This is a genomic window from Pseudomonas turukhanskensis (assembly GCF_027922365.1).
GTDB classification, from domain to species: Bacteria; Pseudomonadota; Gammaproteobacteria; order Pseudomonadales; family Pseudomonadaceae; genus Aquipseudomonas; species Aquipseudomonas turukhanskensis.
Genome location: NZ_BSFN01000022.1, coordinates 1 through 20516, shown reverse-complemented (window position 1 = coordinate 20516; position 20516 = coordinate 1). Strand labels below are relative to the sequence as shown.

22 protein-coding genes are annotated in these 20516 nt (G+C 62.0%); 15 read left to right on the top strand and 7 right to left on the bottom strand.

All coding sequences use genetic code 11. The features are described 5' to 3' along the window. Positions 1-106 precede the first annotated feature (106 nt). From ccmA to PKE98_RS23250, 10 genes are read left to right on the top strand one after another with little or no spacing between them, the layout of a single operon-like run. A complete protein-coding gene (ccmA, locus tag PKE98_RS23295) occupies positions 107-742 on the top strand; it encodes a cytochrome c biogenesis heme-transporting ATPase CcmA (protein WP_271197811.1) in 636 nt (211 codons plus the stop codon). Further along, positions 739-1410, top strand: a complete 672-nt coding sequence (gene ccmB / locus PKE98_RS23290) for a heme exporter protein CcmB (RefSeq protein WP_271197810.1) — start codon at positions 739-741, stop codon at positions 1408-1410. Before ccmA ends, ccmB begins: the two co-directional genes overlap by 4 nt. Positions 1411-1426: 16 nt before the next feature. Then, positions 1427-2191 (top strand): heme ABC transporter permease, encoded by a 765-nt coding sequence (locus PKE98_RS23285; RefSeq protein ID WP_271197861.1) that lies wholly within the window; start codon positions 1427-1429, stop codon positions 2189-2191. Beyond that, complete coding sequence (ccmD, locus tag PKE98_RS23280; RefSeq protein WP_271197809.1) at positions 2188-2364, top strand: heme exporter protein CcmD; 177 nt, start codon at positions 2188-2190, stop codon at positions 2362-2364. Before PKE98_RS23285 ends, ccmD begins: the two co-directional genes overlap by 4 nt. Further along, entirely contained in the window at positions 2361-2843 is a 483-nt protein-coding gene (ccmE, locus tag PKE98_RS23275) for a cytochrome c maturation protein CcmE (RefSeq protein ID WP_271197808.1), read from the top strand. Before ccmD ends, ccmE begins: the two co-directional genes overlap by 4 nt. Before the next feature lie 11 nt (positions 2844-2854). Continuing rightward, positions 2855-4828 (top strand): heme lyase CcmF/NrfE family subunit, encoded by a 1974-nt coding sequence (locus PKE98_RS23270; protein WP_271197860.1) that lies wholly within the window; start codon positions 2855-2857, stop codon positions 4826-4828. After that, the gene (locus tag PKE98_RS23265) at positions 4825-5361 is read left to right on the top strand and encodes a DsbE family thiol:disulfide interchange protein (RefSeq protein ID WP_271197807.1); all 537 of its coding nucleotides are present in this window, start codon (positions 4825-4827) and stop codon (positions 5359-5361) included. The genes PKE98_RS23270 and PKE98_RS23265 overlap by 4 nt, the downstream gene beginning before the upstream one ends. After that, positions 5358-5861: a cytochrome c-type biogenesis protein gene (locus PKE98_RS23260; RefSeq protein WP_271197806.1), complete on the top strand. Its 504-nt coding sequence runs from the start codon at positions 5358-5360 to the stop codon at positions 5859-5861. Before PKE98_RS23265 ends, PKE98_RS23260 begins: the two co-directional genes overlap by 4 nt. Beyond that, positions 5858-7072 (top strand): c-type cytochrome biogenesis protein CcmI, encoded by a 1215-nt coding sequence (gene ccmI / locus PKE98_RS23255; RefSeq protein ID WP_271197805.1) that lies wholly within the window; start codon positions 5858-5860, stop codon positions 7070-7072. The genes PKE98_RS23260 and ccmI overlap by 4 nt, the downstream gene beginning before the upstream one ends. Next, complete coding sequence (locus PKE98_RS23250) at positions 7069-7500, top strand: hypothetical protein (RefSeq protein ID WP_271197804.1); 432 nt, start codon at positions 7069-7071, stop codon at positions 7498-7500. Before ccmI ends, PKE98_RS23250 begins: the two co-directional genes overlap by 4 nt. A 76-nt stretch (positions 7501-7576) precedes the next feature. Here the strand turns inward: PKE98_RS23250 and nhaA are convergent, their stop codons facing one another. Continuing rightward, positions 7577-8755 (bottom strand): Na+/H+ antiporter NhaA, encoded by a 1179-nt coding sequence (gene nhaA, locus PKE98_RS23245; RefSeq protein WP_271197803.1) that lies wholly within the window; start codon positions 8753-8755, stop codon positions 7577-7579. A 168-nt stretch (positions 8756-8923) separates the two neighbouring features. Between nhaA and PKE98_RS23240 the strand changes: the two genes are divergently transcribed. From PKE98_RS23240 to PKE98_RS23230, 3 genes are read left to right on the top strand one after another with little or no spacing between them, the layout of a single operon-like run. After that, positions 8924-9787, top strand: a complete 864-nt coding sequence (locus PKE98_RS23240; protein ID WP_445009282.1) for a DMT family transporter — start codon at positions 8924-8926, stop codon at positions 9785-9787. A gap of 9 nt (positions 9788-9796) precedes the next feature. Next, a complete protein-coding gene (locus PKE98_RS23235; protein WP_271197801.1) occupies positions 9797-10903 on the top strand; it encodes a PLP-dependent cysteine synthase family protein in 1107 nt (368 codons plus the stop codon). 4 nt (positions 10904-10907) lie between these two features. Then, positions 10908-11426: a GNAT family N-acetyltransferase gene (locus tag PKE98_RS23230; protein ID WP_271197800.1), complete on the top strand. Its 519-nt coding sequence runs from the start codon at positions 10908-10910 to the stop codon at positions 11424-11426. Between the two features lie 111 nt (positions 11427-11537). Here the strand turns inward: PKE98_RS23230 and PKE98_RS23225 are convergent, their stop codons facing one another. Beyond that, positions 11538-12302 carry a 3-oxoacyl-ACP reductase family protein gene (locus PKE98_RS23225; protein WP_271197798.1) on the bottom strand — a complete coding sequence of 255 codons (765 nt, stop codon included), beginning with the start codon at positions 12300-12302 and terminating at the stop codon, positions 11538-11540. A gap of 137 nt (positions 12303-12439) precedes the next feature. Here PKE98_RS23225 and PKE98_RS23220 point away from each other — a divergent pair, with 137 nt between their 5' ends. Further along, on the top strand, positions 12440-13378 hold the full coding sequence (locus PKE98_RS23220) for a LysR family transcriptional regulator (protein WP_271197797.1): 939 nt from the start codon (positions 12440-12442) through the stop codon (positions 13376-13378). 77 nt (positions 13379-13455) lie between these two features. Here the strand turns inward: PKE98_RS23220 and PKE98_RS23215 are convergent, their stop codons facing one another. Both PKE98_RS23215 and PKE98_RS23210 read right to left on the bottom strand, forming a co-directional pair. Continuing rightward, positions 13456-15072 (bottom strand): NAD(P)/FAD-dependent oxidoreductase, encoded by a 1617-nt coding sequence (locus tag PKE98_RS23215; protein WP_271197796.1) that lies wholly within the window; start codon positions 15070-15072, stop codon positions 13456-13458. Between the two features lie 173 nt (positions 15073-15245). Then, positions 15246-16172: a DMT family transporter gene (locus PKE98_RS23210; RefSeq protein WP_271197795.1), complete on the bottom strand. Its 927-nt coding sequence runs from the start codon at positions 16170-16172 to the stop codon at positions 15246-15248. A gap of 46 nt (positions 16173-16218) precedes the next feature. Between PKE98_RS23210 and PKE98_RS23205 the strand changes: the two genes are divergently transcribed. Then, positions 16219-17124, top strand: coding sequence for a LysR substrate-binding domain-containing protein (locus PKE98_RS23205; protein ID WP_271197794.1), 906 nt, complete (start codon positions 16219-16221; stop codon positions 17122-17124). Positions 17125-17138: 14 nt separating this feature from the next. On the opposite strand, the gene PKE98_RS23200 is transcribed toward PKE98_RS23205, so the two are convergent. The 3 genes from PKE98_RS23200 to PKE98_RS23190 form a co-directional block, all read right to left on the bottom strand. Beyond that, positions 17139-17615 carry a DUF4124 domain-containing protein gene (locus tag PKE98_RS23200; protein ID WP_271197793.1) on the bottom strand — a complete coding sequence of 159 codons (477 nt, stop codon included), beginning with the start codon at positions 17613-17615 and terminating at the stop codon, positions 17139-17141. Positions 17616-17807: 192 nt separating this feature from the next. Continuing rightward, positions 17808-18620 (bottom strand): outer membrane protein OmpK, encoded by an 813-nt coding sequence (locus PKE98_RS23195; protein WP_271197792.1) that lies wholly within the window; start codon positions 18618-18620, stop codon positions 17808-17810. 118 nt (positions 18621-18738) lie between these two features. Beyond that, positions 18739-20205 carry a nucleobase:cation symporter-2 family protein gene (locus PKE98_RS23190; RefSeq protein WP_271197791.1) on the bottom strand — a complete coding sequence of 489 codons (1467 nt, stop codon included), beginning with the start codon at positions 20203-20205 and terminating at the stop codon, positions 18739-18741. Between the last annotated feature and the right edge of the window lie 311 nt (positions 20206-20516).

Sequence of the window (20516 nt, the reverse complement as noted above, 5' to 3'; positions counted from 1 at the left end):
CCTGAGTATAGCGGCCAAGCTTGCCTGGACTTGATAGCAAATGCAGGGCAAAAACCTGCCTCCCCGGATTTTTTCTCCGGCCCCTAGCCCGAAGGTCAGCCTATCCTTGAATAGCCCCTTACTCGAAGCTGTGGCGCTCGCCTGCGAGCGGGACTGGCGCATGCTCTTCGAGCGCCTGGAGCTGCGCCTGGCGGCCGGAGAAATGCTGCAAATCAGCGGCCCCAACGGCAGCGGCAAAACCAGCCTGCTGCGCCTGCTCGCCGGCTTGATGCAGCCGACTGCCGGTGACGTGCTGCTCAACGGCCAACCGCTGGCCAAACAACGCGCCGAACTTGCCCGCAACCTGCTGTGGATCGGCCACGCCGCTGGCATCAAGGGCCTGCTGACTGCCGAAGAAAACCTCATCTGGCTCTGCGCCTTGCACCAACCGGCCAGCCGCGATGCCATCTGGCAGGCGCTGGAACAGGTAGGCCTGCGCGGGTTTGAAGATGTGCCGTGTCACACGCTGTCGGCCGGCCAGCAACGCCGCGTGGCCCTGGCGCGGTTGTACCTGGCGGCGCCGCCGCTGTGGATTCTCGATGAGCCGTTTACCGCGTTGGATAAAGCAGGTGTTGCACAGTTGGAGCGTCACCTGGCCCAGCACTGCGAAAACGGCGGCATGGTGGTGCTCACCACCCACCACACATTGGCCAACACCCCCGACGGTTACCGCGAACTGGACTTGGGGCAGCAACAACCATGAGCAACGTATTCACCTTGTTGGTCGCCCGTGAGGCACGCTTGCTCTTTCGCCGCCCGGCCGAGCTGGCCAACCCGTTGGTGTTCTTTGCCATCGTCATCGCCCTGTTTCCGTTGGCCGTTGGCCCGGAAAGCCAACTGCTGCAAACGCTCTCGCCGGGGCTGATCTGGGTCGCGGCGTTGCTGGCGGTATTGCTCTCGTTGGATGGAATGTTTCGTAGTGACTTTGAGGACGGTTCGCTCGAGCAGTGGGTCCTTTCGTCGCACCCTTTGGCTCTTCTGGTATTGGCCAAGGTGCTGGCACACTGGCTGTTTTCCGGCCTGGCCCTGGTCTTGCTAGCACCCTTGCTGGCGCTGATGCTCGGCCTGCCTGGCCACTGTATTCCTGTGCTGTTGATGACCTTGCTCTTGGGAACCCCGGTACTCAGCCTGTTGGGCGCCGTGGGTGCGGCACTGACCGTCGGCCTGAAACGTGGCGGCCTATTGTTGGCGCTGCTGATTCTGCCGCTGTATATCCCCGTGCTGATCCTCGGCAGCGGGGCACTGCAGGCCTCGTTGCAGGGGCTACCAGTAGTCGGTTACTTGCTGTGGATGGCCAGCCTTGCTGCCTTGGCCGTTACCCTGACACCTTTTGCGACCGCCGCAGGCCTGGCCATTAGCGTCGGCGAATAATAACTACGTGGTTACCCTGATGAATTGGACTTGGTTTCACAAATGGGGCTCGCCCAAATGGTTCTATCAGATCAGCGGCCGCTGGCTGCCCTGGTTGAGCGCGGCGGCCGTGCTGCTGATTGCCACCGGTGTAGTCTGGGGCCTGGCGTTCGCGCCGCCGGATTACCAGCAGGGCAATAGCTTTCGCATCATCTATATCCACGTGCCGGCGGCCATGCTGGCGCAGTCCTGCTACGTGCTGCTGGCGGTCGCCGGCTTGGTGGGGCTGGTGTGGAAGATGAAAATCGCCGACGTCGCCTTGCAATCTGCCGCGCCCATCGGCGCCTGGATGACCGCTATCGCGCTGCTCACCGGTGCCATCTGGGGCAAGCCGACCTGGGGGTCGTGGTGGGTGTGGGATGCGCGACTAACGTCGATGTTGATTCTGCTGTTCCTGTACTTCGGTGTTATTGCGCTGGGCAATGCCATCAGCAATCGTGACAGCGCCGCCAAGGCGTGTGCGGTACTGGCGCTGGTGGGCGTGGTGAATATTCCGATCATCAAATATTCGGTGGAGTGGTGGAATACCCTGCACCAAGGCGCCACCTTCAAAATCACCGAACGCCCGGCCATGCCGGCAGAAATGTGGCTACCGCTGCTGCTGATGGTGCTGGGTTTCTACTGCTTCTTCGGCGCCGTGCTGCTGATGCGCATGCGCCTGGAAGTGCTCAAGCGCGAAGCGCGCGCCAGTTGGGTCAAAGAAGAAGTGGCAAAACAGATTGAACAAGGAGGCGTGCGATGAGCTTTGCCTCGTTCAGTGAATTCCTGGCCATGGGTCACCATGGTTTGTATGTCTGGACCGCTTATGGCATCAGCCTGGCGGTGCTGGCACTCAACGTCGCCCTGCCGCTTTTGTCGCGTCGCCGTTACCTGCAAGAAGAGGCGCGTCGTTTGCGCCGGGAGAGTCAGAAGTGAACCCGCTGCGTAAAAAACGCCTGCTTATCATCCTCGCCATTGTCGCCGGTGTCGGCATTGCCGTGGGCCTGGCGCTCAGCGCCCTGCAGCAGAACATCAACCTGTTCTACACCCCCACCCAGATCGCCAACGGCGAAGTGCCTCATGACACGCGCATTCGCGCCGGCGGCATGGTGGAAAAAGGTTCGCTGGTACGCAGCGGCGATTCGCTCGACGTGCAGTTCGTGGTTACCGATTTCGCCAAGAGCGTGACCATCCGTTACCGCGGCATTCTTCCGGACCTGTTCCGCGAAGGGCAGGGCATCGTCGCCCTCGGCAAGCTGAATGCCGACGGCGTGCTGATTGCCGATGAAGTGCTGGCCAAGCACGACGAAAAATACATGCCGCCGGAGGTCACCAAGGCCCTCAAAGACAGCGGCCAGTCCGCTCCCCAGGCCGGCGCGGCCTATGCCCCGGCGACCGAGGAGAAACAACCATGATGGCGGCCCTGATCGTTCCGGAAATCGGCCACCTGGCGATGATTCTCGCCCTTTGCATGGCCCTGGTGCAGGCCACGCTGCCGATGATCGGCGCCTGGCGCGGCGACCGCCAATGGATGGGCCTGGCCCAGCCGGCGGCCTGGGGCCAGTTCAGCTTTCTGATGTTGGCGTTCGGCTGCCTGACCTGGGCGTTTATGAACGACGACTTTTCGGTCGCCTATGTCGCCAACAACTCCAACAGTGCCTTGCCCTGGTACTACAAATTCAGTGCCGTGTGGGGCGCTCACGAAGGTTCCTTGCTGCTCTGGGCTTTGATTCTTGGCGGCTGGACCTTCGCCGTGTCGGTGTTCTCGCGCCAGTTGCCACAAGTGATGCTGGCCCGCGTGCTGGGCGTGATGGGCATGATCAGCATCGGCTTTCTGCTGTTTCTGATCATCACCTCCAACCCCTTCGAGCGCCTGCTGCCACAAAGCCCAGTGGACGGCCGCGACCTTAATCCGCTGCTGCAAGACATCGGCCTGATCGTGCACCCGCCGATGCTGTACATGGGGTATGTCGGTTTCTCCGTCGCCTTCTCCTTTGCCATCGCTGCCTTGCTTGGCGGTCGCCTGGATGCCGCCTGGGCGCGCTGGTCGCGGCCGTGGACCATCGTCGCCTGGGCCTTCCTCGGTATCGGTATAACCCTCGGTTCGTGGTGGGCGTACTACGAACTCGGCTGGGGCGGCTGGTGGTTCTGGGACCCGGTGGAAAACGCCTCTTTCATGCCCTGGCTGGTGGGTACGGCACTGATCCATTCCCTGGCAGTTACGGAAAAACGCGGCGTGTTCAAAAGCTGGACCGTGCTGCTGGCCATCGCCGCTTTTTCCCTTAGCCTGCTCGGTACCTTCCTGGTGCGTTCCGGCGTGCTGACCTCGGTGCATGCGTTTGCCTCCGACCCGGAGCGCGGCGTATTTATTCTGGCGTTCCTGCTGGTGGTGGTCGGCGGCTCGCTGACCCTGTTCGCCCTGCGCGCGCCGGTGGTAAAAAGCCAGGTGGGCTTTGCCCCGTGGTCGCGAGAAATGCTGCTGCTGGGTAACAACCTGGTGTTGGTGGTTGCCGCCTCGATGATTCTGCTCGGCACCCTGTACCCGCTTGTACTCGATGCCCTGACCGGCGCCAAGCTGTCGGTCGGCCCGCCGTACTTCAACGCGCTGTTCGTGCCGCTGATGAGCCTGCTGATGGTAGTGATGGCGGTCGGCGTGATCGTGCGCTGGAAAGACACCCCGGTGAAATGGCTGCTGAGCATGCTCAGCCCCGTGCTGGTCGCCAGCGTGGTGCTCGGCGGCGTGGCCTCGATGGTGCTCGGCGACTTCAACTGGGCCGTGCTCGCCGTCTGCCTGCTGGCCGCCTGGGTGTTGCTGGCTGGCGTTCGCGACCTGCTGGATAAAACCCGCAACACCGGCCTGGTCAAAGGTGTAGGCAAGCTCACCCGCAGTTACTGGGGCATGCAGATCGCTCACCTGGGCATCGCCGTGTGCGCCCTCGGCGTGGTGTTGTCGAGCCAGAACAGCGCCCAGCGCGATATGCGCATGGAGCGCGGTGAGTCCACCGACTTGGGCGGCTACCACTTTATTTTCGACGGCGCCGAACACTTCCAGGGCCCGAACTTCACCTCCGACCGTGGCACGGTGCGAGTGATTGAAGACGGCAAGGAAGTGGCGGTGCTGCACCCGGAAAAACGCCTGTATACCGTGCAGCAGTCGGTGATGACCGAGGCCGGCATCGATGCCGGTTTTACCCGCGATATCTACATCGCCCTCGGCGAGCCGCTGGATAACGGCGCGTGGGCCGTGCGTATTCATGTCAAACCGTTTGTGCGCTGGATCTGGTTCGGTGGTTTGCTCACCGGTTTCGGTGGGTTACTGGCAGCGCTGGACCGGCGCTACCGCGTCAAAGTCAAAACCCGAGTGCGTGAAGCCTTGGGCCTCGGTGGAGCACAGGCATGAAGCGGGCGTTGTTGCTGCTGCCCTTGGCGGTATTTCTGGTGGGCGCGGTGTTTTTGTACCGCGGCCTGTTTCTCGACCCGTCCGAGCTGCCGTCGGCGCTGATCGGCAAACCGGTTCCGGAGTTCTCACTGCCGGCGGTGGAGGGGCATAAAACCCTGACCCGCGCCGACCTGCTTGGCAAACCGGCGCTGCTCAACGTATGGGCCACCTGGTGCATTTCCTGCCGCGTGGAACACCCGGTGCTGAACAAGCTGGCCCAGCAAGGTGTGCGTGTTTACGGGGTGAACTACAAAGACGAAAACGCCGCCGCATTGAAATGGCTGAAGGAGTTCCACAACCCCTATCAGCTCAATATCAACGACGCCGAAGGCAGCCTGGGGCTGAACCTGGGCGTGTACGGCGCACCGGAAACCTTCCTGATCGACAGCAAGGGCATCATCCGCCACAAGTTCGTTGGTGTGATCGACGAGGTGGTGTGGCGTGAGCAGTTGGCCGGTCTGTATCAGGCACTGGTCGACGAGGCAGCGCAATGAAGCGTTGGCTTGCCGCACTGGCCCTGGGGTTGAGCTTGGTCGGCGTGGCCCAGGCGGCCATCGATACCTATGAATTTGCCAATGAAGCCGAGCGGGAGCGCTTTCGCGAGCTGACCCTGGAACTGCGCTGCCCTAAATGCCAGAACCAGGATATCGCCGACTCCAACGCGCCGATTGCCGCCGACCTGCGTAAGGAAATTTTCCGCATGCTGGGCGAGGGCAAGAGCAACGAGCAGATCGTCGACTTTATGGTCGACCGCTACGGCGAGTTCGTACGCTACAAACCGGCCGTTACCGCCCGCACCTGGCTGCTCTGGTTTGGCCCGGCCGCGGCGCTGGGTACCGGTTTTCTGGTGATGGTGGTGATTGGCGTGCGCCGTCGTAAAACGGTGGCCGGCCCGGACACCACCCTGTCGGGCGATGAGCAAGCGCGCCTTGATGCGCTGCTCAGCGCCGAGCAAAACCCTAATTCTGTGCCTGCGGACAAACTTTCCCAATGATCGAATTCTGGCTCTCTGCCGGCCTGCTGTTGCTGGTGGCCTTGGCATTTCTGTTGATTCCCGTATTGCGCGGCCGCCGTGCCCAGCGCGAAGAAGACCGCACCGCTCTGAACGTGGCGCTGTACCAGGAGCGCGTGGCCGAGCTTTCAGCCCAGCAACAGGCCGGCACCCTGAGTGACGAGCAGTGGCAAGCCGCCAAAGCCGAAGCCGCACGCGAGCTGCTAGCCGATACCGAAGGCGCAGACCTGGGCCGTACCTCCAAGCTGGGCAAGTGGGTGCCGGTGGCCGCCGCCGTGCTGGTGCCGGTGCTGGCGTTGGGCATGTATTGGCAGTGGGGTTCGTTGGCCAAGGTTGAACTGGCACAGGAAGAAACCCAGGCGCCGCGTACCATCGAAGAGATGACCGCTCGCCTAGAACAAGCGGTAAAGGCTCAGCCGGAATCCGCCGAAGCCTGGTACTACCTCGGTCGCGCCTATATGAGCCAGGAGCGTCCGGGCGACGGCGCCAGCGCCTTCGAACGCGCCATCAGCCTTGCCGGCCGCCAGCCCGAATTGCTCGGCCAACTGGCCCAGGCCCGCTACTTCGCCAACGACAAGAAATGGTCGCCGGACCTTCAGGCCCTGACCGACGAAGCCCTGAAGGGCAACCCTGAAGAAGTCACCAGCCTCGGTCTGCTCGGTATCGCCGCGTTCGAAGACAAGCGCTTCCAGGACGCGGTGACGTACTGGGGTCGCCTGGTGGCCCTGATGCCGGCCGATGATCCATCGCGCGCCGCCATCGAAGGCGGTATCGAGCGCGCCCGCAGCAATCTGCCGGCCGACCAGCAAACCGCCGAGCAGCCCGCCGTTGCCGCCGCCACCGGTTCAGTCTTGAAGGTGCGTGTGCAACTGTCGCCCGAGGTGCAGGCCAAGGTGCAGCCAGGCGACAGCGTGTTTGTCTTCGCCCGTGCCGCCAGCGGCCCGCCGATGCCACTGGCGGTAAAACGCCTGACCGTCGCCGACCTGCCGGCCGAGGTCAGCCTGGCCGACAGCGACGCGATGATGCCGCAACTGAAACTCTCCAACTTCCCTCAGGTCATACTGCAAGCTCGCATCTCGCGGGCAGGCAATGCCAAGGCGGGCGAGTGGATCGGTCGCAGTCAGCCTTTGGCCAGTAGCAGCACGGATCAGCAACAGCTGACCATCGACTCGGCAGACGGACAGGCACAATGACAATTCAGATGGGTGTAAATGCAGCGCGTTGCGCTGCTGCGGTATTGCTTGCGCTGCTCGCTGGCTGTAGCGCACCACCCATTTCGACAGAGACGCAGCCCCAGCCTTTTCCGCTGCCGCCAAGTACCACGCCCGACACCCCGCAACGTTCCACCCAGCAGCCCAAAAGCGCGCCGCTGCCGACGCAAACCCCGGCCAGCACCCGCATGAAAGCCCATCCGCACTTCGCCCCGCCGCCAGGTGTAAGCAGCTACTGGGATACGCAATTGGGTGTGTATGTGCTGGATCAGGTGCCGAACCTGTACTACCGCGAACGCACCTACTACCGTTGGAACAACGGTTGGAGCTGGGCGACGTACGCCAACGGGCCGTGGAAAAACACCGACAGCAGCGAAATTCCGCCGGGCCTCAATCGCCTGCATCCGTAAGCGCTTTTGCGCTCGTCGGGTGTGTTGTGCGCACCCGGCGATCTCCCGGTTATCGCAACGGTGCGCGAAGCACACCCTACAGAAGCGGTTTCGCGCTGGCCTTGGCCATAACCGCGTAACCGATCACTGCCGCAAAAAACGACCCGGCCAGAATGCCGATCCGGTCCATTCCCGCCAGCGGACTTACCCCCGGTTCAAACGCCAGCGAGCCCACAAACAGGCTCATGGTGAAACCAATCCCGCACAGTACCGCCACGCCTAGCACCTGGCCCCAGTTGGCGCCTTCGGGCAGCTTGGCTATGCCCACCGCAATCGCCAGCCATGCCAGGCCGAACACCCCCACGGTCTTGCCCACCAGCAAACCGGTGGCAATGCCCAGCGGCACTGAGTGCAGAAAACTGTCCAGCCCCAGGCCCGTCAGCGGTACGCCGGCATTGGCAAAGGCGAACAACGGCAATATTCCGTAAATCACCCACGGGTGCAGGGTGTGCTCCAGGGCGCGGGCCGGGGAGGGCACGCCCTCGCGGGTGCGCAGCGGGATGGTAAAGGCCAAGGTGACCCCGGCGAGCGTGGCGTGCACGCCGCTTTTCAGCACGCACACCCATAAAATCAGGCCCACCACCATAAAGGGGCTGAGTTTCTGCACGCCGGCGCGATTCATCGCGATCAGTATCACAATGCAGGTGGCCGCCATCAGCAGCGAGCGGGTGGACAAGTCGGCGGAATAGAACAGCGCGATCACAATGATCGCCCCCAGGTCGTCGATGATTGCCAACGTCATCAGAAACAGCTTGAGCGTCAGCGGCACGCGGGCGCCGAGCAGTGCCAGTACACCCAGGGCAAAGGCGATGTCGGTGGCCATGGGAATCGCCCAGCCGCCGATGGCCTCTGGGTGGTGGCGGTTGATCGCCCAATACACCAGCGCCGGCACCAGCATGCCGCCGATGGCCGCCATGCCCGGCAGCACAATCTGCGAGGGATGGGACAGGTGCCCCTCCAGCACTTCGCGTTTCACTTCCAGGCCAATGGTGAGAAAGAACAGCGCCATCAACCCATCGTTGATCCACAGAAGTAACGGTTTGGCGATTTCCAGCGCGCCGACCTGCACCGCCACCGGGGTGGTCAACAGGCCGTTATAGAGAAATGCCAGGGGCGAATTATTGATGGTCAGCGCCAGCACGGCGGCGGCAATCAGCAGCAGACCGCTGGCGGCTTCGAGGCGAAAGAAGCGGGTCAGGACATTACGAAAAGACAAGGCAGTGCTCCTGCAGTGCGGACCATAAAACAGTTGCGCAGAGGATAGCTGCTCCACTGTAACTGGGCGGCGCCAGGTACGGTTTCTATACTGCAGGTCAATAAATTGGAGGTGGTTGTGCAGCGAAGTGAAGGTCAGGCGCTTGCCTGGGGGTGTCTGGTAATTGCCATGGCTTTGTGGGGAAGCTCGTTTATCGCCTTGAAGCTGGCGTTCAGTGAAATACCGCCCATGTGGGTGATTTTCGGCCGTATGGCCCTGGGCAGCCTGGTGTTTCTGCTGGCCTGGCGCTGGCGTGGGCGCATCGAATACCGCCCCGGCGATTGGAAATATCTGTTGGGCCTGGCCGCCTGCGAGCCGTGTTTGTACTTCATCTTCGAAGCGCTGGCGCTGCAACGCACCAGCGCCTCCCAGGCCGGCATGATCACTGCCTTACTGCCGCTGCTGGTGGCCGTCGGTGCCTTTCTCACTGTGCGCGAGCGCATCACCCGCACCACCCTGGCCGGCTTTCTGCTGGCGGTTGTAGGGGCCGTGTGGCTTAGCGTGGCGGGGGAGGCCGATGTGCATGCCCCGGCGCCACTGGTGGGTAACTTCTTCGAGTTTCTGGCCATGCTCTGTGCCACCGGCTACACCCTGTTGCTCAAGCACCTTTCCAGCCGCTACTCGGCGTTTGCGCTAACGGCGTTGCAGGCGTTTGTCGGCTCAGTGTTCTTTCTGCCGCTGGCCCTGTTCAACGCCGAGCTGCCCAGCCATATCAGCGCGCAAGGCTGGGGCGCAGTGGTGTACCTGGGCATTGTGGTGACCGTGGGCGCCTATGGCCTGTACAACTTTGGCGTGGGCCGGCTGCCGGCCAGCCAGGCCTCCGGTTTTACAAATCTGATACCGGTGTTCACCTTGCTGATGGCCGCATTGTTTTTGGGCGAGCGCCTGAATGCGTGGCAACTGTTGGCCGTGGGCCTGGTCTTTATTGGCGTGGGGCTGAGCCAGTGGCGCCAGAACCCGAACGTGCCGACGCCAGCTGGCATTCTTGATTGAAGGTGATGCATGAGCAATTCCAGCTCTATTGGTTCCAGAGCGTGGGCCCGCGAGGCTATCCGCATCATCGAGGCGGATTTCCAGCGCAGCGCCGATACCCACCTTATTCCCCTGAGCGTGCCGGGCCTGCCGGGCATCGAGCTGTATTTCAAGGATGAGTCCAGCCATCCCACCGGCAGCCTCAAACACCGCCTGGCGCGTTCGCTGTTTCTCTATGCGCTGTGCAACGGCTGGTTGAAACCGGGGGCGCCGGTGATTGAAGCCTCCAGCGGCTCCACCGCCATTTCCGAAGCCTACTTCGCCCGCCTCCTGGGGCTGCCGTTTATAGCCGTAATGCCGGCGACCACCTCGAAAGAGAAGATCGCCCAGATCGAGTTCTACGGCGGCCAGAGTCACCTGGTCAAAGACCCGACGCAGATCTACGCCGAGTCCGAGCGCCTGGCGCGAGAGAGCGGTGGTCATTTTATGGACCAGTTCACCTACGCCGAGCGTGCCACCGACTGGCGCGCCAACAACAACATCGCCGAGTCCATCTTCCAGCAGATGCGCTTCGAGCACTTCCCCGAGCCGAGCTGGCTGGTGTCCAGCCCCGGAACCGGCGGCACGCTGGCAACACTGGGCCGCTATGTGCGGTACCGGCGCCATGACACCCGCATTCTGTGTGCCGACGCCGAGCGTTCGGTGTTCTTCGACTACTACCGCACGGGCGATGCCAGCCTGCGCCTGGACTGTGGTTCGGGCATCGAAGGCATCGGCCGGCCGCGGGTGGAAGCCTCATTTTTGCCGGCGGTGATCGATGCCATGTGCAAGGTGCCCGATGCCCTGTCGCTGGCCGCCATGCACTACCTGGCGCGGCGCCTGGACCGGCATGTTGGCGGCTCCAGCGGCACCAACCTGATTGGCGCGCTGCTGGTGGCGCAACGCATGGTTGCCGCCGGCGAGCGCGGCTCGATTGTGGCGGTGCTGTGCGATGGCGGCGAACGCTACGCCACCCGTTATTACAACCCTGAGTGGCTGAGAGCCCAGGGCTACCAATTGGACCCACTGATCGAACGGGTGGCCGCCTGCGCCGAACGGGGCGAGGCGCTGCCTGATTTGCCTACTGCAGGAATCTGACGCCATGAGTGACGCTGCCCCAACGATTCGCGCCGCCCAACCGCAAGACATTGCCGAACTCACCGCACTGCTGCTTGAGCACGGTCCCAACCCCTGGAACTACCTGCCTGAAGACGGCATACGCGAGCACCTCAATGCCATCGCCGATGGTTCGGTAGAGGCCGTGGTGGCCGAGCAAGGCGAGCGAATCGTGGGGTTTGTGAGTTACATCCAGACCCGCCAGTTTGCCGATCAACAACCGGCGGCGCGGCGCGACGATGCCCAAGGCTATATCTGCGAAGCGGTGGTGCATCGGGATATGGCGGGGAAGGGGCTGGGTTCGACCTTGCTTGAGCAAGCCGTTGCCCGGCTTGGAGCGAAAGGACTGGTCGATATCTACATCGACCGCCACGAAGAAAACATCGCCTCGGCCGGCATGATGCGCAAAGCCGGCTTCAGCGAACTGCATACCTATGCCGATCCACAGCGCCGGCCCAATGGCTCGCGGCGCACTACCGTGTGCTATCAGCGGTACAGCGGTTGATCCGACATTCTGGATCCCCGCCTTCGCGGGGATGACGGTGAGCGTTTGGCTTACTCTGTCATCCCCGCGCAGGCGGGGATCCAGGTACGTTGATTTCCTGCTTGGCGCAACTTACGCCGCAAACCCACCATCAATCGTCAGGTTGGCACCGGTGATATAGCCGGCTTCCGGGCCTGCGAGGTAGCTGACAAAGCTGGCGATCTCTTCCACTTTGCCGTAACGGCCCAGCGCCATGCCCTGTTTCAGGGTGTCGGCGAAGTCGCCGCTGTCCGGGTTCATGTCGGTGTCTACCGGGCCTGGCTGTACGTTGTTCACGGTGATGCCGCGACCGCCCAAGTCGCGCGACAGGCCTTTGGTAAAGCCGACGATGGCCGATTTACTCAAGGCGTAGATCGAGCCGCCCGCGAAAGGAATACGGTCGGCGTTGGTGCTGCCGATGGTGATGATTCGGCCGTTGTCACGCAGATGGCGGGCGGCTTCCTGGCTGGCGATCACCACGCTGCGCACGTTGATCGACAGGGTACGGTCGATGTCTTCCATGCTCAGTTGTTCAATGGGAGCCACGGCCAGCACGCCGGCGTTGTTCACCAGAATGTCCAGCCCGCCGAAGGTTTCCACGGCCTGGCTGATGGCGCCGCGAATGGCTTGCTCGCTGGCGCTGTCGGCACGAATGGCCAGGGCTTTGCCGCCGGCGGCAACGATCTCGGCCACCAGGCCTTCGGATTGCTGGGCGCTCTGGCTGTAGGTGAAGGCAACGGCAGCGCCGTCACGGGCCAGGCGTTTGACGATGGCCGCGCCGATACCGCGGGAACCGCCTTGTACGAATGCGACCTTGCCGTTGAGTGCGGTGCCGTTCAGGGATGCTTGAGTAGTCATGGTGTTCTCCAAAGTTCGTTAGGGGGGAAGCGTTAAGGGTGTGTCGTTTGGTGTTGGGGCTAGTATCCGCAGCTAATTACCCTGCGAATAGCTGGTAATACGGATATGCTTTCGATCCAAACGGTATGGAATCGACCATGGACACGCTCAACTGCATCGAGTGTTTTATTCGGAGTGCCGAGGCCGGCAGCTTTGCCCAGGCCGCGCGGCGCCTAGGGTTGACCCCGGCGGCGGTGGGCAAGAACGTCGCCCGGCTGGAAGACAGCCTGGATGTGCGGCTGTTCCAGCGTAGTACCCGCAAGCTCAGCCTGACGGAGGCCGGTGAATATTTTCTGGCCGAAGCCGCGGGCGGCTTAAGCACCCTGCAACTGGCGATGGGCAATCTGACCAGCCTTAAAAGCCAGCCGGCCGGCACCTTGAAGGTGAGCATGGGGCTGTCGTTCGGCCGCGAATATATGGTGCCGCTGCTGGGTGAGTTTCTTAAACGCTACCCGCGCGTAGTGCCCGACTGGCATTTCGATAACCGCCCGGTGGACTTGATTGCCGATGGCTTCGATGCGGCGGTGGGCGGTGGTTTCGATTTGCCGCTGGGCGTGGTGGCGCGCGAGCTGGCACCGGCGCACCGGGTGCTGTTGGCCTCCAAGGCCTACCTGGAAACTGCCCCGAGGTTGAACTCGCCGGCCGACCTGGCCGCCCATGCCGGCATTCTTATCCGCTCCCCGCAAACCGGTCGGGTGCGGCCCTGGACGCTACGCAATCGCGACGGCCTGCTGGCGCCTATCGATATCCAGCCGCGCATGACCCTGAGCGACCCCGAGGCTGCCTGCGCGGCGGCACAGATCGGCCTGGGCATCGCCCTGGTCAGCGTGGCCCATGCGTTGCCGTATCTGGAGAGGGGGACGGTGCAGCGCGTGCTGCCGGATTGGTATGTGGATACCGGCGCCACCACGTTGTACTTCGCCGGGCAAAAACTGCTGCCGCAGAAGACCCGGGTATTTGTGGATTTTGTGGTGGAGCGGTTCAAGGCGTTGGGGCTGGAGAAGCGATTGTCGGCGTTGGTGGGACCGGCTTCGTAGGGCAAATACCCGCCGTGGGTATCCGCCATTATGCGTTGGCGCGAACGCCGCCACGGCGGATACCTGCGGTATTCGCCCTACGCCTCCTGAATTCCAAGAATATCCCGCGCTACCGCCTCGGCAATGCGAATGCCGTCGACCCCGGCGGAGAGAATGCCACCGGCATAGCCGGCGCCTTCACCGGCCGGGAACAAGCCGCGCACGTTCAGGCTTTGCAGGTCATCGCCACGGGTAATGCGCAGCGGCGATGAAGTGCGGGTTTCGATGCCGGTGAGCACCGCGTCGTGCATGGCAAAGCCCTTGATCTGCTTGTCGAACGCCGGCAGTGCTTCACGGATGGCTTCGATGGCGAAGGCGGGCAGGGCGTCGGCCAGGTCCATGAGGTTGATGCCGGGCTTGTACGACGGCTCGACGCTGCCCAGGGCGGTGGTCGGCTTGCCAGCAATAAAGTCACCGACCAATTGCCCCGGCGCGTTGTAGTTGCGCCCGCCCATCACATAGGCGTGCGACTCCAAACGCTCCTGCAACTCTACGCCGGCCAACGGGCCGCCGGGGTAATCCACCTCCGGGGTAATGCCGACCACGATGCCGGAGTTGGCATTGCGCTCGTTACGCGAGTATTGGCTCATGCCGTTGGTGACCACGCGCTCCGGCTCGGAGGTGGCGGCCACCACGGTGCCGCCCGGGCACATGCAGAAGCTGTACACCGAACGGCCGTTCTTGGCGTGGTGCACCAGCTTGTAGTCGGCGGCGCCGATTTTCGGGTGGCCGGCGAAACGGCCGAGGCGCGCCTGGTCGATCAATGACTGTGGATGCTCGATACGGAAACCCACCGAGAAGGGCTTGGCTTCCATAAATACGTCGCGGCTGTGCAGCATGCGGAAGGTGTCACGGGCGCTGTGGCCGAGGGCCAGAATCACGTGGCGACTGTGGATTTGCTCGCCGCTGGCCAGGGTGACGCCGGTGAGCTGGCCGTCTTCGATCTGCACATCGGTCACGCGCTGCTCGAAGCGCACTTCACCGCCGAGGGCAATGATCTGCTCGCGCATATCGGCCACTACGCCGGTGAGGCGGAAGGTGCCGATATGGGGTTTGTTGACGTACTGAATCTCTTCCGGCGCGCCGGCCTTGACGAACTCGTGCAGCACTTTGCGGCCGAGGAATTTAGGGTCTTTGATCTGGCTGTAGAGCTTGCCGTCGGAGAAGGTACCCGCGCCGCCTTCACCAAACTGCACGTTGGACTCGGGGTTGAGCACGCTTTTGCGCCACAGGCCCCAAGTGTCTTTGGTGCGCTGGCGTACTTCTTTACCGCGTTCCAGCACGATGGGCTTGAATCCCATCTGCGCCAGCAGCAAGGCGGCGAAGATGCCGCACGGGCCGAAGCCGACCACTAACGGGCGCTCGGCCAATTGCTCAGGAGCCTGGCCGACGAATTTGTACGAGGTATCCGGGGCGACGCTGATATGGCGGTCGTCGCTGAATTTTTTCAGCAGCGCGGCTTCATCGGCGACAGCGAAATCGATGGTGTAGATAAAGCACAGTTCGGCGGATTTTTTCCGCGCGTCGTAGCTGCGCTTGAACAGGGTGAAGTCCAGCAGTTCGCTATCGGCAAGGCCCAGGCGTTGAACCAGGGCAGGGCGCAGGGCCTCGTCGCTGTGGTCGATAGGCAGCTTGAATTCGGTGATTCGTAACATGGGGCGTTCCAGTATCAGGGCCGGAGGTAACCCGGCAGCTTTTTCACGAGGCGGCGATTATAGCCCCATCAATAATGCCCCGTGGGATGTAGGGCGAAATCGCCATGGGCGATATCCGCCGTGGCGCATGACACCAGATTGCAATGGCGGATATCCGCGAGCGGATATTCGCCCTACGCCGGCACGCGCCGGCCGGTCTGGAGGATATAAACGCCACCCAGAATCGCCGCCACCGCGATCAGGTCCTGAGCCTTTACCGGCTCATGGGCCAGAAATACGCCGATCAACAGCGCAATCACCGGTGGAATATAGGTCACCGCCGAGGCTTTTACCGCGCCCAGCTTCTGCACGATGAAGTAATAGAGGATATACGCCACGCCGGTGCCGAGTAGCCCAAGGCCCAACGACAAACCGAGCATGGCGCGGGTGTCGGTGGTGATGCGACCGATGCCGTCGAGGTGCGTGACCAGCGCGATCAACACCAGCGCCGTGCCGATCTGGTAGGTGCACAGCGCCAACGGCGTAATGGGCAGGCCGGTAAGAAAACGCTTGGCATACACAAACGAGCAGCCCACACACAACGAGCCCGCCACCATATACAACACGCCATCGATATTCAGCCCGGCTGCTTGCCACGGCCGGGCGATCATCAATACGCCGGCAAAGCCGAATAACACGCCCAGCGCCGTGTGCCGGTTCAGCGGCTCCTCACGCAGAAACACAAACGCACAGGCAAAGGTGAACAACGGAATCGCCCCGCTCAGCATACCGGCCACGCTCGATAGCAACAGCGATGCGCCCTTGGCATAGGCGTAGTAGTAGAGCGCGGTGGCCATCAGTGCCATGGCCAGAAAGTGGTGGGCGTAACGCAGGTGCGCCCAACTCAGGGCGCGCCGCGCCAGCGCCACAATCAGCAGTGGCACAAAGCCGAACAGCACCCGCAGCAACACGATCTGCTCGGCGCTGATCAGGGCCGAGGCCCATTTGGTGAAGATAAAGTTGGTCCCCCAGATCAGCCCCAGCAGAGCAAAGGCGACGTAGGCGATGTGTTTGCTGAGGAACTTCATGGCGAGGGTGTCCGGGTAAGCGAGGTGGCGCAATTGTCTGGGCTCCCAGCGCCGTGCTACAACCGATTAAGAATCCGCCTTGCAAGAGAAAAACTTCACCATGAGCCAGATGCCGCCGCTAAAGGCCTTGCATTACTTCGATATTGCCATGCGCGAGAATAGTTTTTCTCTTGCCGCCGAGGAGCTGAACGTGACGCCCGGCGCCGTCGGCCAGCAAATTCGCAAGCTCGAAGAATGGCTGGGCATCAGCCTGTTCACCCGCCATATTCGCCAGTTGCAGCCCACTGCCGATGGCTTGGCGTATTGGGCGCGCATCCAGCCGGCGCTGGCGCAGATCAGCAGCGCCAGCCGGTTACTGCGTGACAGCCGCAGCAATGGCGTATGGGTCAATATGCCGCCCAGCTTTGCCGCGCGCTGGTTTGCTCGGCGCATGTCCGGTTTTGTCGCGCATAACCCCGAGGTGGCGCTGCACCTCAATTCATCTGCGGCCGTGGTGGACTTCAATGTCGAGCCGGTGGACCTGGCCGTGCGCTATTTCGATGGCAATGACTCGACGCTTGAGGCGCACTTGCTCTGTATGGACGATGCGCGCGTCTACTGCAGCCCGCAGTACGCCGAGCGCCTGAACCTGCGCACCAGCGCCGACATCAGCAAAACCACGCTGCTGCACAACACCCTGCACCCGCATTGGGAAAACTGGCTGCAGCGTTTCAGCGGCTTGTCGCCCAACGGGCAAGCAGCCATCCCGGGGTTGTATTTCGATCAGTCGCTGGTGGCGATCGAAGCTGCGAGCCGGCACCAGGGGGTGCTGCTCACCAGTTCGTTGCTGACCGAAGAGGAGGTCGCGGACGGTAGCCTGATAGAGCCATTCAGCGACCGCTTGCACCTGAGCAAAGGCTATTACGTGGTGCACCCGCAAGGCGCCACGCTGCGCCCGGCGGTGCAGGCGCTCAAGCAGTGGTTGATAGCCGAAGCAGCGAAATAGGGCGGTGGCGGGGCTTACCGGGTGGTGTTGCTGTTATTTATGTTGGTGTTGCGCTCGCGTTCCTGCCGCTGCCGATATTCTTCCTGACGCTGCTGGTTCTCTTTCTTGCGCAGGTCCTGGTCGTACATATCTTTCTTGTGCTGCTCTGCTTCTTCGCGCATCAGCGTGCGTTTCTGCTCGCGGCTGGCTTCTTCGCTGTCTTCGATCACGGTGATGCCGGTGACAGTGGGGGCTTGCGGGGCTTCGTCGGTGGTCTCGGCGGAAGCGTCTGCGTTCTCGGTTGTCGAGTCTGCGCTTGCAGGTGGCGCGAGTGCCGGAATATTCAGCACGCCGCTAGGCGGTACCGGTTCGATGATGCGGGTGGTTTCGCCGCTGCCGGCTGGGCAGGGCACGGTGGCGTAGCTGGTGCTGCCGTCGCTGGCGACGCATTTGTACACCTGGGCCTGGGCACATGCAGGCAAGAGAATCAGAACGATGGCGGCCAGTTTCAAAGTGCTTCCCTCACTTTGTGGTTCGAAGCGTCAAGGCTAGCAGGCATTGAGGGGCAGATGTTGGGCTGCGCTGCGCAAGATGTGCAGCGCAACAAAAAAGGGGCGAACCGTCCATAAGCCGGTTCGCCCCGTGGCCGAATGACACCGCCTACCCAGCGGTCATTCGCACCTCACAGACCAATCAGATGTGCATCAGAAGTGCACTTTCACCAGCAGGCTGGCGGTGTTCTGGTTGGTGCCGTCGAGGATCTCGTCGCCCAGGAAGCTGTCGTTGTCGATGCCGTACTTGTCTTTCCAGTAGTCGTATTCGATACCGACGTACAACTGTTTGGCGCCCCAGTTCAACGCTTTACCCAAGTCGTATTTGATCTGCGGGTTGAAGTGCAGGTTGGCGTGGTACGTGCCACGGGCGTTTTCGTCGTTGTCCACGACCCAGTCCATAAAGCCGTCGATCAGGATGTCGGAATCGCCCACTGGAATGGTGTAGCTCCAGGCCGGGGTGATTTGCCACACGTCGTCGCCTGGGCGGTTGCCATCGGTTTGACGGTTGTAGAAGTTGATCTGGAAGAAGTCGAAGCCCGGAATGGCCAGGTCGAAGCCCGGACCGATCAGATAGGACTCCACATCGCCTTCACCAAACTCATAGGTCATGGCCAGCAATACGTCGGTGACCGGGCCGAACGCGATTTTTTCGCCGGTGATCTTGCCTAGCGACAGACGCGGGCTGAATTCGCCGTAGTAGGTGTTGTTGCCAACGCCTGGGTCGGCTTTGCCGTTGTAGAAAATCTTGTCGATGAAAAGGAAGTTATCGCCGTATTTCCAGCCGTCAGCGTGCTCGAAGGTTACGGTTTGCTGGATTTCAGGGTTGACCTTGAAATCCTGGCCATACAGGTAGGTCAGGCTGTTGTTCTGCCATTGCAGCAGGTCATCCGCCAACGCAGCCTGGCTACCAGTGAACAGACCGGCAGTCAGAGCGAGGCAGTGCGGCAAATGCTTCAGGTTCATTGGGTTTTCCTTGTTGTTGTGGTGGTTACAGCGCTTTCCAGCTCGCGCCCCTACAGCGCCCGAAACCAGGCAGTTTGGGGCGCGTTGCGGTACGAGAGTTGAAGGGGCGGCCGGCGTATCAGCGTTGCAGGCTGACTTTGCCGGCGCGGGCCAGGTCGTTGGCGATGTCTTCGCTGCTTGGGTTTTGCATCACTTCAACGATCGAGGCTTCCGGGTCGAATTCGTCTTCTTCGATGGCATCCAGGTATTCCTCCGGCAGGAAGATATTCAGCAGGATGGCCGCAAACGCCCCGACGGTGATCGGCGACTCGAAGATGTTGTGCAGGGCACTTGGCAGTTCGCGCAGTACTTCCGGTACGGCGGCGACGCCCAGGCCCAGGCCCAGGGATATCGACACGATCAACATATTGCGCCGGTGCAGGCCAGCCTCGGAGAGGATCTTGATGCCGGCCACAGCCACTGTGCCGAACATAATCAAGGTGGCGCCGCCCAATACCGGTTTGGGCATCAGTTGCAGCACCGCGCCCACCATCGGGAACAGGCCCAGCAACACCAGCAGCACGGCAATGAAATACGCCACATAGCGGCTGGCCACGCCGGTCAGCTGAATCACGCCGTTGTTCTGCGCAAAGGTCACCATCGGCATGCTGCTGAACAACGCTGCCATCGCCGAGTTGAGGCCGTCGGCCAACAGGCCCGACTTGATCCGGCGGATATACACCGGGCCGCGCACCGGCTGCTGCGAAATCATCGAGTTGGCCGTGAGGTCACCAGCGGCTTCCAGCGGCGTGATCAGAAACACCACCGCCACCGGAATAAAGGCATACCAGTCGAACGAGAAACCGTACTTGAACGGCACCGGAATGCTGACGGCGGGCACGTCCGGCATGGCCGCGAAGTCCACTTTGCCCATGGCCCAGGCCACCACAAAGCCGATACCCAGGCCGATGATGATGGCGGCCAGACGCAGAATCGGAATATCGAAACGGTTCAGCACCACGATGATGCCCAGCACCAGAAAGGCCAGGCCCAGGTTGCTCATGGCGCCCAGGTCCGGCGCGCCGAAGCCGCCGGCCATATCGGTAACCGCCACCTTGATCAGCGACAGGCCCATCAGGGTGATGATGGTGCCGGTCACCACTGGGGTGATCAGCTTGCGCAGCTTGCCAATGAATTGGCTGAGGGCCACTTCGATAAAGGCAGCAAAAAAGCACACACCAAAAATCGTCGAGAGAATTTCATCAGTTCCGCCGCCACGCGACTTCACCAGAAACCCGGCGCTGAGAATCACGCTGATAAAGGCAAAGCTGGTGCCTTGCAGGCACAACAGGCCCGAGCCGATGGGGCCGAAACGGCGTGCCTGAATAAACGTACCCAGGCCCGACACGAACAGCGCCATGCTGATCAGGTACGGCACTTCACTTTGCAGGCCCAGGGCGCCGCCGATGATCAGGGTGGGGGTGATGATGCCAACAAAACTGGCCAGTACGTGTTGCAGAGCGGCAAAGAGCGCGGCGCTGAAGTGCGGGCGGTCGTCCAGGCCGTAGATGAGGTCCGAGCGGGTGGAGCTATCGGGGGTTGTCATAGTTAGCCTGCCAATTGTTTTTATTCGGTCATGGGCTCAGAGGGCCGCGTGTTGCCCTCTTGATCCGCCAGGCTTGAAAGCTGTCTACCTGGTCAGAATGTGCCGATCATAATCACTTGTGGACACTATGTGGAACAATTTTATTTTGGATTGTGCACAAAATTGATAGGCGGCCGAGTGGCGCCAAACGAAGGTAGGGGAGAGAGGGGAGGCCGGTAGATACCGTCTTGCCCATCAGTGGGCAAGCGCCTTTTGCACATCGAAGGGTTGTCCCGATTTGAGTACACCATAGGCGATGTGCAGCAGCTTGC

Coding starts and splice junctions, on each gene's coding strand:
- ccmB (WP_271197810.1), top strand. CDS start 739: ATGAGCAACGTATTCACCTTGTTGGTCGCCCGTGAGGCACGCTTGCTC.
- ccmD (WP_271197809.1), top strand. CDS start 2,188: ATGAGCTTTGCCTCGTTCAGTGAATTCCTGGCCATGGGTCACCATGGT.
- PKE98_RS23265 (WP_271197807.1), top strand. CDS start 4,825: ATGAAGCGGGCGTTGTTGCTGCTGCCCTTGGCGGTATTTCTGGTGGGC.
- PKE98_RS23260 (WP_271197806.1), top strand. CDS start 5,358: ATGAAGCGTTGGCTTGCCGCACTGGCCCTGGGGTTGAGCTTGGTCGGC.
- ccmI (WP_271197805.1), top strand. CDS start 5,858: ATGATCGAATTCTGGCTCTCTGCCGGCCTGCTGTTGCTGGTGGCCTTG.
- PKE98_RS23250 (WP_271197804.1), top strand. CDS start 7,069: ATGACAATTCAGATGGGTGTAAATGCAGCGCGTTGCGCTGCTGCGGTA.
- PKE98_RS23240 (WP_445009282.1), top strand. CDS start 8,924: ATGGCTTTGTGGGGAAGCTCGTTTATCGCCTTGAAGCTGGCGTTCAGT.
- PKE98_RS23235 (WP_271197801.1), top strand. CDS start 9,797: ATGAGCAATTCCAGCTCTATTGGTTCCAGAGCGTGGGCCCGCGAGGCT.
- PKE98_RS23230 (WP_271197800.1), top strand. CDS start 10,908: ATGAGTGACGCTGCCCCAACGATTCGCGCCGCCCAACCGCAAGACATT.
- PKE98_RS23225 (WP_271197798.1), bottom strand. CDS start 12,302: ATGACTACTCAAGCATCCCTGAACGGCACCGCACTCAACGGCAAGGTC.
- PKE98_RS23220 (WP_271197797.1), top strand. CDS start 12,440: ATGGACACGCTCAACTGCATCGAGTGTTTTATTCGGAGTGCCGAGGCC.
- PKE98_RS23215 (WP_271197796.1), bottom strand. CDS start 15,072: ATGTTACGAATCACCGAATTCAAGCTGCCTATCGACCACAGCGACGAG.
- PKE98_RS23195 (WP_271197792.1), bottom strand. CDS start 18,620: ATGAACCTGAAGCATTTGCCGCACTGCCTCGCTCTGACTGCCGGTCTG.
- PKE98_RS23190 (WP_271197791.1), bottom strand. CDS start 20,205: ATGACAACCCCCGATAGCTCCACCCGCTCGGACCTCATCTACGGCCTG.